This is a genomic window from Streptomyces sp. NPDC048643, from assembly GCF_040650615.1.
GTDB lineage: Bacteria > Actinomycetota > Actinomycetes > Streptomycetales > Streptomycetaceae > Streptomyces.
On record NZ_JBEZHO010000008.1, the window covers coordinates 227,929 to 245,325 of the forward strand.

At 72.7% G+C, this 17,397-nt stretch carries 9 protein-coding genes; 6 read left to right on the top strand and 3 right to left on the bottom strand.

Annotated elements, in window-relative coordinates; all coding sequences use genetic code 11:
• Positions 1-4 precede the first annotated feature (4 nt).
• Positions 5-1,735 (top strand): D-aminoacylase, encoded by a 1,731-nt coding sequence (locus AB0C62_RS11345; protein ID WP_362971846.1) that lies wholly within the window; start codon positions 5-7, stop codon positions 1,733-1,735.
• A complete protein-coding gene (locus tag AB0C62_RS11350) occupies positions 1,732-3,201 on the top strand; it encodes an aldehyde dehydrogenase family protein (protein ID WP_362971848.1) in 1,470 nt (489 codons plus the stop codon). The genes AB0C62_RS11345 and AB0C62_RS11350 overlap by 4 nt, the downstream gene beginning before the upstream one ends.
• A gap of 127 nt (positions 3,202-3,328) precedes the next feature.
• Here the strand turns inward: AB0C62_RS11350 and AB0C62_RS11355 are convergent, their stop codons facing one another.
• Positions 3,329-4,870, bottom strand: a complete 1,542-nt coding sequence (locus tag AB0C62_RS11355; RefSeq protein WP_362971850.1) for a CehA/McbA family metallohydrolase — start codon at positions 4,868-4,870, stop codon at positions 3,329-3,331.
• A gap of 198 nt (positions 4,871-5,068) precedes the next feature.
• Between AB0C62_RS11355 and AB0C62_RS11360 the strand changes: the two genes are divergently transcribed.
• The 4 genes from AB0C62_RS11360 to AB0C62_RS11375 all read left to right on the top strand — a co-directional run bounded on the left by AB0C62_RS11360 (position 5,069) and on the right by AB0C62_RS11375 (position 14,699).
• Complete coding sequence (locus AB0C62_RS11360; protein WP_362971852.1) at positions 5,069-7,663, top strand: bifunctional FO biosynthesis protein CofGH; 2,595 nt, start codon at positions 5,069-5,071, stop codon at positions 7,661-7,663.
• A 98-nt stretch (positions 7,664-7,761) separates the two neighbouring features.
• Positions 7,762-9,900 (top strand): LamG domain-containing protein, encoded by a 2,139-nt coding sequence (locus AB0C62_RS11365; protein ID WP_362971854.1) that lies wholly within the window; start codon positions 7,762-7,764, stop codon positions 9,898-9,900.
• 183 nt (positions 9,901-10,083) lie between these two features.
• Positions 10,084-13,395 (top strand): tetratricopeptide repeat protein, encoded by a 3,312-nt coding sequence (locus AB0C62_RS11370; RefSeq protein ID WP_362971856.1) that lies wholly within the window; start codon positions 10,084-10,086, stop codon positions 13,393-13,395.
• 188 nt (positions 13,396-13,583) lie between these two features.
• Positions 13,584-14,699 carry an ADP-ribosylglycohydrolase family protein gene (locus tag AB0C62_RS11375; protein ID WP_362971858.1) on the top strand — a complete coding sequence of 372 codons (1,116 nt, stop codon included), beginning with the start codon at positions 13,584-13,586 and terminating at the stop codon, positions 14,697-14,699.
• A 21-nt stretch (positions 14,700-14,720) separates the two neighbouring features.
• On the opposite strand, the gene AB0C62_RS11380 is transcribed toward AB0C62_RS11375, so the two are convergent.
• Entirely contained in the window at positions 14,721-16,295 is a 1,575-nt protein-coding gene (locus AB0C62_RS11380; RefSeq protein ID WP_362971860.1) for a sodium:solute symporter family protein, read from the bottom strand.
• A gap of 380 nt (positions 16,296-16,675) precedes the next feature.
• The coding region (locus tag AB0C62_RS11385) for an SDR family oxidoreductase (protein WP_362971862.1) at positions 16,676-17,397 on the bottom strand (722 nt) is incomplete at its 5' end.

The following is a 17,397-nucleotide window of genomic DNA, read 5'->3' on the forward strand; positions in this document are numbered from 1 at the left end:
CGCGATGCTCGACCACCTGATCAAGGGCGCGACCGTCGTGGACGGTACGGGCGCGCCCGCCCACACCGCGGACGTCGGGATCCGGGACGGCCGCATCGCCGTGATCGGCTCGGTCACCGAGCCGTCCCGGACCAGCGAGGACGCGCACGGTCTCGTCCTCGCGCCCGGCTTCGTCGACCCGCACACGCACTACGACGCCCAGCTCTTCTGGGACCCGTACGCGACCCCGTCCCTCAACCACGGGGTCACCACGGTCGCGGGCGGCAACTGCGGGTTCACCCTCGCCCCGCTGCACCCCGACCGCCCCGAGGACGCCGACTACACCCGCCGCATGATGTCCAAGGTCGAGGGCATGTCCCTGGTCGCCCTGGAGGAGGGCGCCCCCTGGACGTGGCACAGCTTCGGCGAGTACCTCGACGCCCTGGAGGGGCGGATCGCCGTCAACGCCGGCTTCATGGTGGGACACTGCGCGCTGCGCCGGTACGTGATGGGCCCCGACGCGGTGGGCGGACAGCCGACGGCGGAGCAACTCGACGCCATGCTCGGCCTGTTCCACGAGGCCATGGACGCCGGGGCCTGGGGCCTGTCCACCACCCAGTCCTCCACCCACTCCGACGGCGACGGCCGCCCGGTCGCCTCCCGGCACGCGGGACCGGAGGAACTCCTCGCCCTGGCCCAGGCCGTGGGGGAGCACGAGGGCACCCAGATCGAGGCGATCGTGGCGGGCTGCCTCGACCAGTTCAGCGACGCCGAGATCGACCTGTTCGCGGAGATGAGCGCGGCGGCGGGCCGGCCGCTCAACTGGAACGTGCTGACCATCGACGCCGCCGTCCCCGAACGCGTCCCGCGCCAGCTGGAGGCGAGCGAGCGCGCCCGCAAGTCCGGCGGCCGGGTCGTCGCGCTCACCATGCCGATCCTCACCCCGATGAACATGTCGCTCGGCACCTTCTGCGCCCTGAACCTGATCCCCGGCTGGGGACCGGTCCTCGGACTGGCCGTCCCGGAGCGGATCGAGCGGCTCCACGACCCGGAGGTCCGCGCCGAGATGCTGCGGCGCGCGAACAGCAAGGAGGCGGGCGTCTTCCGACGGCTCGCCGACTTCGGCCGCTACGTCATCGGCGACACCTACAGCGCCGCCAACGAGGGCCTGACCGGGCGGGTGGTCCGCGACATCGCCGCCGAACGCGGCCAGGAACCCTTCGCCTGCCTGGTGGAGATCTGCGCGGCCGACGAACTGCGCACGGTCCTGTGGCCGATGCCGATCGACAACGACCCCGACTCCTGGGCACTGCGCGCCGAGACCTGGCGGCACCCGGACGTCCTGCTCGGCGGGTCCGACGCGGGCGCCCATCTGGACCGCATGTGCGGGGCCCCGTACACCACCCGGTTCCTCGGCGACTGCCTACGCGGCCGCAGGCTCGCCTCCCTGGAGCAGGCGGTGAAGATGCTGACGGACGACCCGGCGCGGCTGTTCGGGCTGCGCGAGCGCGGACGCGTCGAGGTCGGCTTCCACGCGGACCTCGTCCTCTTCGACCCGGAGCGCATCGACGCCGGCAAGGCCACCCTCGTGCACGACCTGCCGGGCGACAGCCCACGACTCGACTCCCGGGCGATCGGCGTACGGGCCGTGTGGGTCAACGGCGTCGAGTCGATCCGGGACGACGTCGTGACCGGCGCCGTCCCCGGCACGGTGCTCCGCTCGGGCCGCGACACCCGCACGGTGAGCACCCGGTGACGGGCGGCGGACCGGGGCCCAGGGAACAGCGGCTGTTCATCGGCGGCTCCTGGGTGGCCCCCGACGACGGGTTCTACGAGGTGACCGACCCGGCGACCGAGCGGGTCGTCGGGCTCGCCCCCGAGGCCTCCCGGGCCCAGGTGCACGCGGCGGCGGCAGCGGCCCGCGAGGCGTTCGGGGCGTGGTCGCGCACCCCCGCCGAGGAGCGGGGCGCCGTCCTCGCCCGCGCGGCGGACCACATCGGGCGCCACCTCGCCGCGTACGCCGACCTCGCCCAGGCCGAGAGCGGCGCCACCACGGGGACGGCGCGCGGGATGCAGGTGGGGGTCGGGGCGGCCCGGTTCCGGCGCTACGCGCGGCCCGAACCGGTCGAGTGGCCGCTGCCGCCGCAGATCAACGAGGCGGGACCGTTCGGCTCGGCCGCCGTCATGGGCGCGCTCGCGGTACGCCAGCCCGTCGGCGTGGTCACCTGCATCACCTCGTACAACAACCCGTGGGCCAACCCGGCCGGCAAGATCGCCCCCGCACTCGCGATGGGCAACACCGTGGTGGTGAAACCGGCGCCGCAGGACCCGCTGTCCGTGTTCCGGATGGCCGAGGCGCTGGAGGCGGCGGGGGTGCCGCCGGGTGTGGTGAACGTGGTGAGCGGCTCCACGCCCGGGTCCGGTGAGGCAGCCGTCGACTCCGGGGACGTCGACATGGTCAGCTTCACCGGGTCCACCGCGGTCGGACAGCGGATCGCCGAGGTGTGCGGGCGCGGCATGAAGCGCCAGTTGATGGAGCTGGGCGGCAAGGGCGCCGCGGTCGTCTTCGACGACGCCGACCTGGCCTCGGCGGTCGCCGGCATCGGCACGACCTTCTCCTTCTACAGCGGCCAGATCTGCACCGCGCCGACCCGGGTCCTGGTCCAGCGCGGCGTGCACGACCTCCTCGTGCGGCAACTCGCCGCCTACGCGGGCCACTTGCAGGTGGGCGACCCGCGCGAGAAGGGCACGGTGGTCGGCCCGGTCATCTCGGCGGCCCACCGCGACCGGGTCGAGTCCTACGTCGAACTCGGCCGCAAGGAAGGCGCCCGGGTGGTCGCGGGCGGCGAACGGCCGCCCCTGGAAACCGGGTTCTACGTCGCCCCGACCCTGCTCGCCGAGTGCACCCCCGACATGCGGGTGGTCCGCGAGGAGATCTTCGGGCCGGTCGTCGTCGTCCTGCCCTTCGACGACGAGGACGAGGCGGTCGCCCTCGCCAACGACTCCGACTACGGCCTGATCGACTACGTCTGGTCCGGCGACGTCGCCCGCGCCTTCCGGGTGGCCCGCCGACTGCGCGCGGGCGGCGTCGGCGTCAACACCGTCGGCCGCAACATGGAGGCACCCTTCGGCGGCTTCAAGAAGAGCGGCGTCGGCCGCGACGTCGGCTCGTACGCCCTGCACGCGTACAGCGAGACCCAGGCGATCGTCTGGCCGGGGTGAGGTGAGGGGGTTCGGTCCGCGGTCTTCCGCGGCACCCCGGCGCGGCGGCACCTGCTGCCGCACCGGGGGAGTCCGACGGCGCCTCGGCGGCCGGCACCGCTCGACCGGCCGGCCCCGCGGAGGCGCCCTACCGGGCCGCTCCCAGGAAGATCGGGTTCGTGAACGCCGCCAGCGCGCCGGGCAGCGGTCCCGCCGCCGCCTCGTGGCGCAGTTCCGCGCGTACGTACGCCGCGTAGGCAGCCGTCGTGCGCCACTCCACCGTGCCCGAGCCGGACACCGGCAGCGGGTCGGAGGTGAACAGCAGGCCCTCGTCGGTGACCAGGCGGACCGTGCAGCGCGGGGCGCCGGTGGCCTCCACGCGGACGGTGACCGGGGTGTCCGGGGCGACCTCCAGTCGCTCCCCGATCCCCGCGTGTTCGCCCCGGGCGCCGGACGCGGTGAACGCGAGGGACACCAGCTTCGACTCGGCGACGTAGGAGCGGCCCGCGCGCAGGCCCGCCTGGACGGCCTCGCGGGTCAGGTCGTCGGCGAGCACGACGGTCTGCGGGGTGCCGACCTGGTCGGGGTCGCGGTGGGCGTCGCTGTTGCCCATCGCCGGGAGCCAGTCGCGGGCGCCGCGGACGGAGGCCACGAGCATGTTGTCCCAGTCGGCGAGGGCGATCTCGTCGTCGGGGGTGTAGGGGCCGTTCCACACCTCGACCGCGTCCGCCTCCCCGAAGCCGAACTTCCAGCCGCAGCCGATGCAGGTGGCGTGCGGATGGGCCGGCACGACGAGTCCGCCCGCCTCCCGGACACGGCGGGCGAACTTCCCGAACCGGTGGTCGCGGGCCCGGTAACGCCAGTCGACGAAGGTGCCCGGGTCCGTGCCGAGGGCCAGCACGTGGCCGTTGCGGGTGGTGATCTCCTCGCCGAGCAGGATCAGCAGGTCGTCGCCGGCCTGGCCCGCCCAGTGCGGGTGCGAGGAGTGGGTGTTGTGGTCCGAGGAGTTGATGAAGTCCAGGCCCGCGGCGCGCGCCAGCGCGGCGATCTCCGCGGGGGTGCGGCGGCCGTCGGAGTACCAGGAGTGCAGATGGCAGTCGCCGCGGTACCAGGCACGGCCCCGGCCCCGGGCGCGGGCGGGCGGGTACACCGGCTTCGGCGTCGCGGCCTGCTCCCCGTACGTCAGGGTGACCGTGACCTCGTACGTGAGCCCCTGCGGTGCCACCGTGTACGGGCCGAGCGCGACGTGCCAGGTGCCGGGCCGGACGGGGCCGGGGAGGTAGCCGGGGGTCGCGTCGTCGCCGCGCAGGAAGAACTCGGAGCGCGCGCCGCCCGACCAGCCGCGGAAGCCCCGGCCGCCCAGGTCGGTGCCGCGCTCGTCGAAGATCCCGATGTCCAGGGCGTTGCCCGCGGTACCGGCCGGGACCGACGGCTTCTCATAGGTATAGGCGACCCTGATCTCCCGTACCCCGCGCGGGACTTCGACCGGCAGGTACACGAAGTCCGGCGAACCGGTGGGCAGGGTGCCGCGCACCGTCCGGGTCTCTGTCCCGGAGGCCGGGGTGCCGGATCCGCCGGCCGCGTCGGCGCCGCTCGCGAAGGTCACGCTCCCCAACGTAAGGGCAGCGGCCGCTCCCGTCACGAACAGGGCACGTCGGGCCATACCGTTTCCGTGGTCGTCGTCGCACATGGGCTGCTCCCGGGATCGGTGTGGCAGTGACATGACATGTTCGGGCAGGGGGCCGGCACCGGCAAGACTGCTGTCCGCCCGTGAACACCGCGGCACGGGAAGGTGAGCGGCACCGGTGCCCCTGCGTAACGAGGCGCGGCGCGCACGGAATCGGCCATGCCCTGTAACGCCTGATCAACGCGATCGTATGCTCGAAGGATGACGACCTCCGCGACGGGCGCGACTCCCGGATCCGGGCCGACGGCGAACTCCATGCGGCGTGCGCTCAAGCGCGCAAGGGACGGCGTCGCGCTCGACGTGACCGAGGCCGCGGTGCTGCTCCAGGCCCGCGGCACGGACCTCGACGACCTGACGGCCTCCGCCGCCCGGGTGCGTGACGCGGGCCTGGACGCGGCCGGCCGGCCCGGTGTCATCACCTACTCCAAGAGCGTCTTCATCCCGCTCACCCGGCTGTGCCGGGACAAGTGCCACTACTGCACCTTCGTCACCGTCCCCGGCAAACTGCGCCGGGCCGGCCACGGGATGTTCATGTCCCCCGACGAGGTCCTCGACATCGCCCGCCGGGGCGCCGAACTCGGCTGCAAGGAAGCACTGATCACCCTCGGCGACAAGCCCGAGGACCGCTGGCCCGAGGCCCGCGAATGGCTGGACGCGCACGGCTACGACGACACGATCGCGTACGTACGGGCCATCTCCATCCGCATCCTGGAGGAGACCGGCCTGCTGCCGCACCTCAACCCGGGTGTCATGTCGTGGACCGACTTCCAGCGGCTGAAGCCCGTCGCGCCGTCGATGGGCATGATGCTGGAGACCACCGCGACCCGGCTGTGGTCCGAGCCCGGCGGCCCCCACCACGGCTCCCCGGACAAGGAGCCCGCCGTCCGGCTGCGGGTCCTGGAGGACGCCGGCCGCTCCTCCGTCCCCTTCACCAGCGGACTGCTCATCGGCATCGGCGAGACGTACGAGGAGCGCGCCGACTCCCTGTTCGCGCTGCGCCGGATCTCCCGCGCCTACCACGGCATCCAGGAACTGATCATCCAGAACTTCCGCGCCAAGCCGGACACCGCGATGCGCGGGATGCCGGACGCGGAACTGGACGAACTGATCGCCACCGTCGCCGTCGCCCGGCACATCATGGGCCCGGCCGCCTGCCTCCAGGCGCCGCCCAACCTCGTCGACAGCGAGTACGGACGGCTGATCGGCGCCGGCATCGACGACTGGGGCGGGGTCTCGCCCCTGACCATCGACCACGTCAACCCCGAACGCCCCTGGCCGCAGATCGAGCTGCTGCGCGAGCAGTCCTCCGAGGCGGGTTTCGACCTGCGCGAACGCCTCTGCGTCTACCCCGAGTTCGTGCAGCGCGGCGAGCCCTGGCTGGACCCGCGCCTGCTGCCGCACGTCCGGGCGCTCGCGGACCCGGAGACGGGCCTCGCGCTCCCGGACGCGGTCGTCGAGGGTCACCCCTGGCAGGAGCCCGAGGAGGCCTTCACGTCCTCCGGGCGCACCGACCTGCACCACACCATCGACACCGAGGGCCGCACCGGCGACCGCCGCGACGACTTCGACGCGGTGTACGGCGACTGGGAGGCGCTGCGGGAGGCCGCGGCCCCCGGCATGGTCCCGTCCCGCATCGACACCGACGTCCGCTCGGCGCTGGCGACGGCGGCCGACGACCCGACGAAGCTGACCGACGACGAGGCGCTCGCCCTGCTGCACGCCGACGGCCCCGCGCTGGACGCCCTGTGCGGTATCGCCGACGACGTCCGCAGGGCCGCGGTCGGCGACGACGTCACCTACATCGTCACCCGCAACATCAACTTCACCAACGTCTGCTACACCGGCTGCCGCTTCTGCGCGTTCGCCCAGCGCCGCACCGACGCCGACGCGTACACGCTCTCCCTGGACCAGGTCGCGGACCGCGCCGCCCAGGCGTGGGACGTGGGCGCGGTCGAGGTGTGCATGCAGGGCGGCATCCACCCGGACCTGCCCGGCACCGCCTACTTCGACATCGCGAAGGCCGTCAAGGAACGCGTCCCCGGCATGCACGTGCACGCCTTCTCCCCGATGGAGGTGGTGAACGGCGCGACCCGCACCGGCCTGTCCATCCGGGAGTGGCTGACCGCCGCCAAGGAAGCGGGCCTCGACACCATCCCCGGCACCGCCGCGGAGATCCTCGACGACGAGGTGCGCTGGATCCTGACGAAGGGCAAGCTGCCGGCGGCGACCTGGATCGAGGTCGTCACCACGGCCCACGAACTCGGCATCCGCTCGTCCTCCACGATGATGTACGGCCATGTCGACCAGCCCCGGCACTGGCTCGGCCACTTCCGCACGCTCTCCCGCATCCAGCAGCAGACCGGCGGTTTCACGGAGTTCGTGACCCTCCCCTTCATCCACACCAACGCCCCCGTCTACCTGGCCGGCATCGCCCGCCCCGGCCCGACGACCCGCGACAACCGCGCGGTCATGGCGATGGCCCGCCTCCTGCTGCACCCGCACATCCCCAACATCCAGACTAGCTGGGTCAAGCTGGGCACCGAGGGCGCGGCCGAGATGCTCCGCTCCGGCGCGAACGACCTCGGCGGCACCCTTATGGAGGAGACCATCTCCCGCATGGCGGGCTCCAGTTACGGCTCCTACAAGTCGGTCAAGGACCTGGTCGCGGTCGCCGAGGCAGCGGGCCGCCCGGCCAAACCCCGCACGACGACCTACGGCGAGGTCCCACAGGAACGCCAACAGGCGGCGGCAGCCTCGGACGGCCACCTGCCGGAACTGCTGCCGGTGCTGGAGTGACAGAAAACCCTTTCGGTGCTGTCAGTGTCCCCTGTTAGCTTCTTGCCGCCCGTGTGATCCACGGGCGGCAAGCGCGAACAGGGGAGGGCCACTTGAACATGTTCCGAAAGACCGGCAGACGCAGAAGGCTGGTGGTGGCGGGTTGCGCGGCGGCGCTGCTGGCGGGCGCCGCCGGCACGGCGAACGCGGTGGAGAACCTGCCGCCGAAGCAGCCGCTGGTGAAGGATCTCCAGACGGGAAGCAAGGCCTGCGCGACGGGCGACGAAACGGTGTATGTCGCGGATCCGCCGAGGCTCGAAGCCGTGCTCTACGACCCCGAGGAGGACAACCAGGCGTCCGAATACAGCCCTGTCAAGGGCGAGTTCGATGCCTGGTGGACCGACGCGGAGGGGGTCGAGCAGCACCGCACCTACACCACCATGGTCCAGCCATCGGGCACCCGCCAGTACTGGACGATGCCCTCCGACATCCCGGCCGACACCGCCATCTCCTGGCACGTCCGGGCGAACGACGGCAAGGCGACCTCGCCGTGGAGCGATGCGGGTGACGGCTCGGTCTGCTCGTTCGTCTACGACGACGTGAACCCGGAGAAGGCCACGATCACCTCGCCCGAGTACCCCAACCCCGAGGACGTCTTCTGGGTGGACGGAGTCGGCGTCTACGGCCACTTCACGATGGACTCGCCCTCGGACGACGTGGTGTCGTACACGTACTACTTCCCTGGCGGTCCGTACGGAACTGTCAAGGCGGATCGTCCGGGTGCGGCCGTCACCATTCCGTACCTGCCGCTCAGCCACGGTCCCAAGAGCCTGCAGGTCGCGGCGATCGACCGGGCCGGTCGAAGGAGCGGAGAGACGATCTACTACTTCAACGTGCAGTCCGGGCGCGCCCCCGTCGCCCGCTGGAAACTCGACGACCCGGCCGGCTCCCGCTCCGCCGCGGCAGAGACGGGCTCCGCGGCCCGCACGGGCACCGGCGTGACCTTCGGCGGCCCGGCCCCCTCGGGCACGGAGGCAACCGCCACCGTGAGCCTCGACGGCACCGGACACGGCTTCCTCACCCCGGACGCCCCGGCCACCGACCTCCGCAAATCCTTCGCGGTGAGCGCCTGGGTGCGCCCCTCCGAGACCGCCCGCACGATGACGGTCGCCAGCCAGGACGCGGCCGGGAAGCCGGCCTTCACCCTCGGCCTCCGGGCCGAGGACTCCGGCCCCGCCTGGTCCTTCGCGATCGGCGGCACCCGGATCACGGGCGGAGCGCCCGAGACCGGTGAATGGGCTCACGTGCTCGGCGTGTACGACGCGGAGACGGGCAAGGCACGGCTCTACGCCAACGGCCACGAGGTCGGCACCGCGGCGGACGCGACGCCCACCGAGGCGTCCGGCGCCTTCCAGATCGGCCGAGCCCGGGGCACCGTCGGCTACCGCGACCGGTGGCACGGCGACGTCGGCGACGTCCGGGTCCACGACCGGGTCGTGGTGCCGGGCGAGGCTGCCGAACTGGCACAGCGCAAGCCGAAACTGCTCGGTCACTGGTCGTTGGAGAAAGCGACGGACGGTGTGAGTCCCGAGCAGGCGGACGGCACACCGCTGCGGCTCGGCACCGGGGCGACGATCTACAACGGCTCCGACAGCTCCTGCATCCCGGAGATGGACCCCGACTGCACCTACGTTCCCCCGGCGCTGGTCGGCGACGGCCACCTGCGCCTGGACGGCGAGACCGGGTACGCGGCCACCGACGGTCCGGTCGTGGACACGGGGGACAGCTTCACGCTCGGAGTCGTGGTGCGCCTGGCGGACTCCGAGCCGGCCCACCCGATGACGGTGCTCTCGCAGGCGGGCGAGCACACGGACGCCTTCAAGCTGCGCTACGTCCCCTCCACGTACACATGGCAGTTGGTGATGCCGGTGCGGGACGAGGCCGGAGCACCCGAGAAGGTGGTGTCCCAGATCGAGGGCGCGGACGGCGGCGAGGGCCAGGGCCACCGCCTCGCCGTGGTCTACGACGACGCGTCCGACACGATCAAGCTGTACTTGGACGGCACCGTCGGCGCTGAGGAACCGGCCGCCTTCGCGAACGGCTGGCACAGCACCGGTCCACTCCAGATCGGACGGGGCAAGGTCGACGGTGGCTGGGGTGAGTACCTGCACGGTGACGTGGACGAGGTGCAGGCCTACGCCGGGGCGCTGGAGGACGTCGGCGGCCTGGGCTGGGGTACGGACCCCTGCCTCTGCTGAGCCGCATCCACCCGAGTGTGCCGCGCTGACGTCTGCATACCGACCGTACGACGGCCCGCCGGAACCGCGTTCCGGCGGGCCGCCGTCCGTCCGGTGCCGGCCGATCACCCGTCCATACGGGCGAGTTGGGTGAGACTGGAGAAGTGGTCCGGGCGGACCGGCGGGGGAGAGAAGGGACGCAGGGTGGGTGCGCAGCCGTCGATGCAGGAGTTGATCGAGGAGCGCAGGCGGCTCTCGTTCGTCGGGCGGGGGGCCGAACGCGCCGCCTTCCTGCGGAACTTCGACGTGCCGGTGCGGGATCAGGGGCGCCGGTTCCTGTTCCACGTGCACGGCAACGCCGGGGTCGGGAAGACGTTCCTCGTCCGCGAGTTGGAGCAGCTCGCCCGTGAGGCCGGGGCGCTGACCGCGTACGTGGACGAGAGCATCGGCGGTGTGCCCGAGGCGATGGAGACGGTCTGCGGTCAGTTCGCCCGCCAGGGACGCCGTCTGAAGGACCTGGAGCGGCTCCTGGACCGGCACCGCGAGCGGCGCCACGAGGCCGACTCGCTGACGCGGGAGGCGGGGCCGGGCGAACCCTCGGCCGCCGGCATGACGCTGGCGCGGGCCGGCCTCGTGGGCCTCGGCATGGTCCCCGGTGTCGGACCCCTCGCCGGAGCCGTCGATCCGGGCCAGCTCGCGGGCGCCGCCGACCGGATGCGGGCCGGGCTGAGCGCCCACTTCCGCAGCCGGGACGACGTACGCCTCGTCCTGTCGCCCGAGGAGGTGCTCACCCCGGTGCTGCTGGAGGAACTGGCCCGCGCCGCCGGACGGTTCCCCCGCCAGGTCCTGTTCTTCGACACGTACGAGCGGACCGGACTGTTCCTCGACGCCTGGCTGCACGCGACCATGGCCCTGGAACGCCACGGCGTCATGCCCGGGAACGTGGTGGTCGTGACGGCGGGCCGGAACCCGCTGGACCTCGACCGCTGGGGAGACTGCTCGGACTCGGTCGCCGAGATGCCCCTGCTGCCGTTCACGGAGCAGGAGGCGCGCGAGGTGCTCGCCGGGCGGGACGTGGTCGCGGAGCCGGTCGTGGCGGAGATCCTGCGCCTCACCGGACGCCTGCCGGTCCTCGTCTCGACGCTCGCCGAGACCCGCCCGGCCGACCCCGACGACGTCGGCGACCCGAGCGCCACGGCCGTCGACAGCTTCCTCAAGTGGGAGCACGACCCCGTGCACCGCGCCGTCGCCCTGAACTGCGCCTTCCCCCGGCGCCTGGACGCCGACGTCTTCCGCGCCGCCGCGGAACGCCCCGACGACGAGGCCGACGCCCTGTACGACTGGCTGCGCGGCCTGCCGTTCGTCACCGAGCGCGGCGGCGGCATCCAGTACCACGACGTCGTCCGCGCCCCGATGCTCCGCTCCCAGCGGCTCCGATCGCCACGCGGCTGGACCGGCCGGCACACCCGGCTCGCGGAGACCTTCGGCCGGTGGCGCGAGGAGGCGGGGGAGGGCCTGGTCGTTCCCGACGAGGTGTGGAGACACGAGCCGTGGCGTCGGCTGCGGCTGGAGGAGTCGTACCACCGACTGTGCGCCCGGCCCCGGTCGGCGTTGGGTGAGGCGTTGGGCGACGTGGTCGAGGCCTGCCGTGCCGACCAGCCGGCCGGGCGTACCTGGGCCAGGATGATCGAGGAGGCCGGTGAGTCGGCGGACGACCCCGCCGTCCGCGACCTGGGCCGGGAACTGGCGGCCGCCCTCGAGGACGGCGAGGCCGGCGTGACCGGGGCGATGGATCTGCTGCTGGCCCGCCCCGCCCTGCGGGGAGCAGGGCGGGCCCTGGCACACGGGGTGCGGGCCAGGGAGCTGCGGAACGCCGGGGAGTACGAACGGGCCCTGGCCGAGTACGACCGGGCGATCGACATCGATCCGGACGAGGCGCGGGTGCACTACGGCCGTGGTGTCACCCATCAGCTCCTCGGTGACCACCCCGCGGCGCTGGCCGCCTTCGACCGCGCGGACGAACTCCGGCCGGACACGGGATGGATCATCGCGGGGCGGGCGGAGACGCTCCGCCTGGCGGCCCGTTTCGGGGAGGCGGTGGCCGGCTTCGACCGGGCTGTTGCCCTCGACCCCACGGACGCGGACGCGCTGGCCTCCCGGGCGGTGTGCCGGCACGCACTGGAGCAGTTCGACGCGGCGGCCGCCGACTTCGACCGCGCGCTGAGCATCGACGGGACCGACCTGTGGACGCTCGTCCGCAGGGCCCGGCTGCGCCGTGACACGGACGAGTGGGACATGGCGTTCACCGATCTGGACCGGGCGGTGCGGCTGGCGCCTGACTCCGCCTGGGTCGCCTCGGAACGCGGCGACGCCTACCGCCTCGCGGGCCGCTTCGAGGAGGCCGTCACCGAACTCGGCCGGGCCATCGGCCTCGAGCCCGACTACGCCTCGGCCCTGGCGGGCCGGGGGGCCTCGCACCACGAACTGGGCGACAGCGCGCGGGCGCTGGCCGACCTCGACCGCGCCGTCACGCTGGGGCCGGACTACTCCTGGGCCCTGGTGATGCGGGCACGGGTGAGGCGGCAACTGGATGACGTGCCCGGCGCGAACGAGGACCTGCGGCGCGCGCTCGCGGCGAGTCCGGGCGCCGACTGGATCGAGATCGAGCTGGGGAACGCCCACCGGATCGAGGGCAGGCACCAGGAGGCGATCTCCGTCTTCCGGCGCGTGCTGGAGCGGGAACCCGACAACGCTTCGGCGCTGGGCTGCCTGGGAGCGACCCACCGCGACCTCAAGGAGTACGCGGAGGCGCTGAGCCTGCTGGACCGTGCCCTGACGGCCGACCCGGACTACGCGTACGCCTACGACCAGAGGGCCCGTGTCCTCCTGGCGACCGGGCGGACCGAGCGGGCCCTGGCCGACTGGGAACGCCGGATCGCCCTGGGCGGCGAGGTGGACGCGGTGCGCTACGAGGTCGCGGAGACGCTGATCCACTGTGGCCGACGCGACGAGGCGATGGCCCGGTTGTCCGAGGTCGGCCCGGCACCCGACCCGGACGACGAGCTCGTACTCGACCGCGACCATGTGCGCGTCGAGGCCTTCCGGTACGCGGGGGAGTGGGCGCGGGCCAGACGCCTCGCCGAGCGGCTTCGCGCGGAGGACCCGGCGCCGGGCACGTTCCAGCTCGCGATGACCGAACTGCGCTCCCGCGGACCGGAGGCCGCGGACCCGTGGTGGCATGAACTGGCGGGACTCCTGGACACGGAGGGGCTGGACGAGACCACCCGGCTGCAGGGCCGGTGCATCGTCGGCTGGGGCCTCGGTGACTGGGTCGGCGGGGACCGGGGCCTGGCCGAGCTCCTGGCCACGGACCCCGACTGGGACGACCTGGCGGTCCTCGCGGACGTCGTCGCCGAGCTCCTGCTCGTCCCCGCCGCCGACCATGCCCGGCTCGGCCGGTGTCTGGCGACGGTCACCGCGGCCCGCGACGCCGTCCGGGCCCGCTGGACGGACTGACCGGTACCGGGGGCGCGGTGGAGGCGGGCGGAGCGGACCGCCCTTTCCTGCCGGACGCCGCCCGTACCTGATCGGTCAGTTGTACGGGAATTGCGCTCCCTCCTTGGATCCGCACCCTCAACTGACCGTTCCCGTTCGATTACAGTGCTGAGCTGTCGGACGTGCGGACGGTGCCTGAGGAGGTCTCGGTGGCTGCGACAGCCGGTGCCGTCTGGGGGCGTGCGGAACAGCAGGACTTCCGCAGCCGCGTGCGCGGGACGCTGCTCGGCGCGGCCGTCGGTGACGCCCTGGGCGCGCCGGTCGACGCGCTCTCCCTGGAGGAGATCCGGGAGGCGCACGGCGCGGAGGGACTCCTCGACCTGACCTCGGCGTACGGCAGGCGTGGCGCCGTCACCCACCTCACCCAGCTCACCCTCTTCAGCGTCGACGGCCTGATCCGCGCGCAGGTCCGCCGGGACACCGGAGCCTGGCATCCGCCGACCGACGTGCACCGCGCCTACCGCCGCTGGGCGGCCACCCAGAGCGACTGGGGGCCCGACGAGCGACGCAAGGAGGACGGCTGGCTGGCCCGCGAGGAGTGGCTCTACGCCCGTCGCGATCCGGCCAGGTCCTGCCTGCTGGGCCTCGGCGACGACATCATGGGCACGCTGGACGCGCCCAAGAACCCCGGTGAGGCCGGCCCCGAGGCCACCGCCCGCTCCGCGCCGTTCGGCCTGCTCGTCGGCTGGGAGCCGCAGCTCGTGATGCAGCTCGCCGTCGAGTGCGCCGCGCAGACCCACGGGCACCCCACGGCCTACCTGTCGGCGGGCGCGTACGCCGTCGTCGTGCACGCGCTGGCCCGCGGGGAGAGCCTCGACGCGGCCGTGCAGCAGGCCCTCGCGCTGCTCGCGGGGCGCCCCGGGCAGCAGCAGGTCACGGACGCCCTCCAGCACGCCCTGGGGGCCGTACGGCAGGGCATGCCCTCGCCGGGCCGGGTCGAGGAACTCGCCGGGGACGGCACCGCGGAGGGACTGCTCGCCGCCGCCGTGTACTGCGTGCTCGTCGGCGACGATGTCCGGCACGGCCTGTGCCTCGCCGTGAACCACGGCGGCCCCTCAGCCGCGGCCGGCGCCCTCACCGGCGGCCTGCTGGGTGCCCTGCACGGCGAGACGGCCCTCCCGCCGGCCTGGCTGGCCGAACTGGAGGGCCGTCCCTCGGTGCTGGTCCTCGCGGACGACTTCGCGATGGAGATGACCCAGGGGCCCGCTCTGCACGGTCCCGCGGGCTCCTCCCCGGGCTGGCTCACCCGCTACCCACGCGGATGAGCGCGAACCCGGGGCGCCTCCTCAGTCCTTGACCGGCGTCCCCAGCACCTCCCCTTCCGGCGCCCCGGCCGGAGCCGGGACCGCGGCGGCGGTGGTCCCGTCGTCGTCCGTGTTGATCTTCTCGATGATGGCGTCCCGCTCCGGTGTGTCCTCGGGCTTCACCAGGCCGATGAGGATGTACAGGACGAGGGAGATGACCATCGGGAGGGCGACCTGGTACTCCAGCTTCACGTCGGTGCGCTGGGAGAAGTCCAGGTTGTAGTTGACGAAGAAGAAGGCGAGCAGCCCGCACGCCCAGCTCGTCAGGGCGGCCGTCGGGCCCGACTTACGGAACGGCCGGAGCAGACCCAGGATGAACGGGATCGCGATCGGCCCCATCAGACCCGCCACCCACTTGATGACGACGGTGATGATGTCCTTGAACGTCGGGGAGTTGACCTGGGTCGCCACCGCCATGGAGAAGCCGAGGAAGGCGACCGTGGTGACGCGGCCCGCGATCAGCCCCGTGCGGGTGTCCCAGGCGCGTGCCGCCCGGGAGAACGCCGGCACCACGTCCCGGGTGAACACGGCCGCGATGGCGTTCGCGTCCGAGGAGCACATGGCCATCGTGTGCGAGAAGAACCCGACGACGACCAGGCCCAGCAGCCCGTGCGGCAGCAACTGGTCGGCCATCAGGCCGTACGCGTCCGAGCCGTCCGGCTTCTGCGCCGTGACCAGGAGCGGCGAGAGCCACATCGGGATGAACAGGATGACCGGCCACACGAACCACAGTCCGGCGGACAGGAACGCGGACCGCGTGGCCTGCTTGGCGCTGCCGGTGGCCATGTAGCGCTGCGCCTGGTTCCACATGCCACCGTTGTACTCGAACAGCTTGATGAACAGGTACGCGATGAAGAACACCGTCATGTACGGGCCCGCGAACCCGTCCGCGTGGCCGTGCAGCTTCGGCGAGTCCAGCGCCTTGGACAGACCACCCTGGTCGGAGATCTTGTTCAGCGCGATGATCAGCATCGCGAGCCCGGCCATCAACTGGATGACGAACTGGCCGAGTTCGGTCAGCGCGTCCGCCCAGAGACCGCCGATGGTGCAGTACACCGCCGTGATGCCGCCGGTGATGAGGATGCCCTGGGTGAGCGTGACGCCGGTGAAGACACTGAGCAGGGTGGCGATGGCCGCCCACTTCGCGCCGACGTCCACGATCTTCAGCAGGATGCCGGACCACGCCAGCGCCTGCTGGGTCTGCACGTTGTAGCGGTCCTTGAGGTACTCGAGCGGTGAGGCGACGTGCAGGCGTGAGCGCAGCCGGTTCAGCCGGGGCGCGAAGGCCTTGGCGCCGATGGCGACGCCGATGGCGATGGGCAGGGCCCAGGTGACGTACGAGGTGATGCCGTAGGTGTACGCGATGCCGGCGTACCCGGTGAACATCACCGCGCTGTAGCCCGACATGTGGTGCGAGATGCCGGACAGCCACCACGGCATCTTGCCGCCCGCGGTGAAGAAGTCGCTGACGTCGTCCACGCGCTTGTGGGACCAGATCCCGATCGCGGTCATGACACCGAAATACGCGACCAGGACGGCCCAGTCGAGACCGTTCATGTGCCCCCTCCAGGGGTCCGCCTTGTGAACCTGCAGATACCGGACGGCACTTCGCCAGTACACATGGAGGTCCCTCCCCGCTCGGGCGGAGCCGAGCGCTCGAAGGAGGGGCGGGGCCCCGTGCGGGAGCGGGGACTTGGGGGATTGAACCGCTGGTCCGACCGGCCGGTCAAGACCTCGCGCGGTCACAGATATGAACGCAGATCAGAAAGCAGAACGATTTTGCCTCTACTTTACCTGTCCGGCTGTTGTCGTGCTCGTGACGTGGAACACACGATGAGCGGGCACTTCGCCAGACCCACAGAGCAATGACAGGACGACAGCCGTACGGGATGCGGGTCCCGTGCGCCTGGGAGAGGGGGCCACTCGGGCCGCACCGCCTACCGCATCAGTTCGCCGGCGTTCACGAGCAGCGACTGCCCCGTGATCGCCCGCGCCCGGTCGCACGCCAGGAACACCGCGGCGTCCGCGACGTCCCCGTCCGTGGCCAGCTCCGGCAGCGCCATCCGTTCGGTGAGGCGGCGCAGCACGTCCGCCTCGGGCACCTGCTCCGTGTAGGCCGTGAACTGCACGTACGCCTCGACGGGCGGGCCCCACATCCAGCCGGGCAGCACGGTGTTGACCCGGATCCGGTGCGGGCCGAGCTCCCGGGCCATGGAGTACATCGCGCTCGTCAGCGCGCCCTTGGAGGCCGCGTACGCGGCCTGCCGCACCTGGCTCGGCGCGGCGACGGACGACTGGGTGCCGATGACGACCACCGAACCGCCGCGCTCCTTCAGCGCGGGCAGGCAGGCGCGGGTCATCCGCAGCGTGCCGAGCAGGTTCACGTCGATGACCGACTGCCAGGTGGCGAAGTCCGCGTCCTCCAGGCCGCCGAAGTAGCTGTCCCAGGCGGCGACATGGACGACCGCGTCGATCCTCCCGAACCGCTCCACCGCGAGCGCCGCCAGCGCCTCGCACTGCCCCTCGTCGGTGATGTCCGTCGCCCGGTACGCCGTGTGCGCGCCCTCCGGGTCGAGTTCGGCCGCCGACTTCGCCAGGTTCGCCTCCGTGCGCGCGCCGAGCACCGCGTTCCCTCCGTCGCGCACCACGGCCGCCGCGA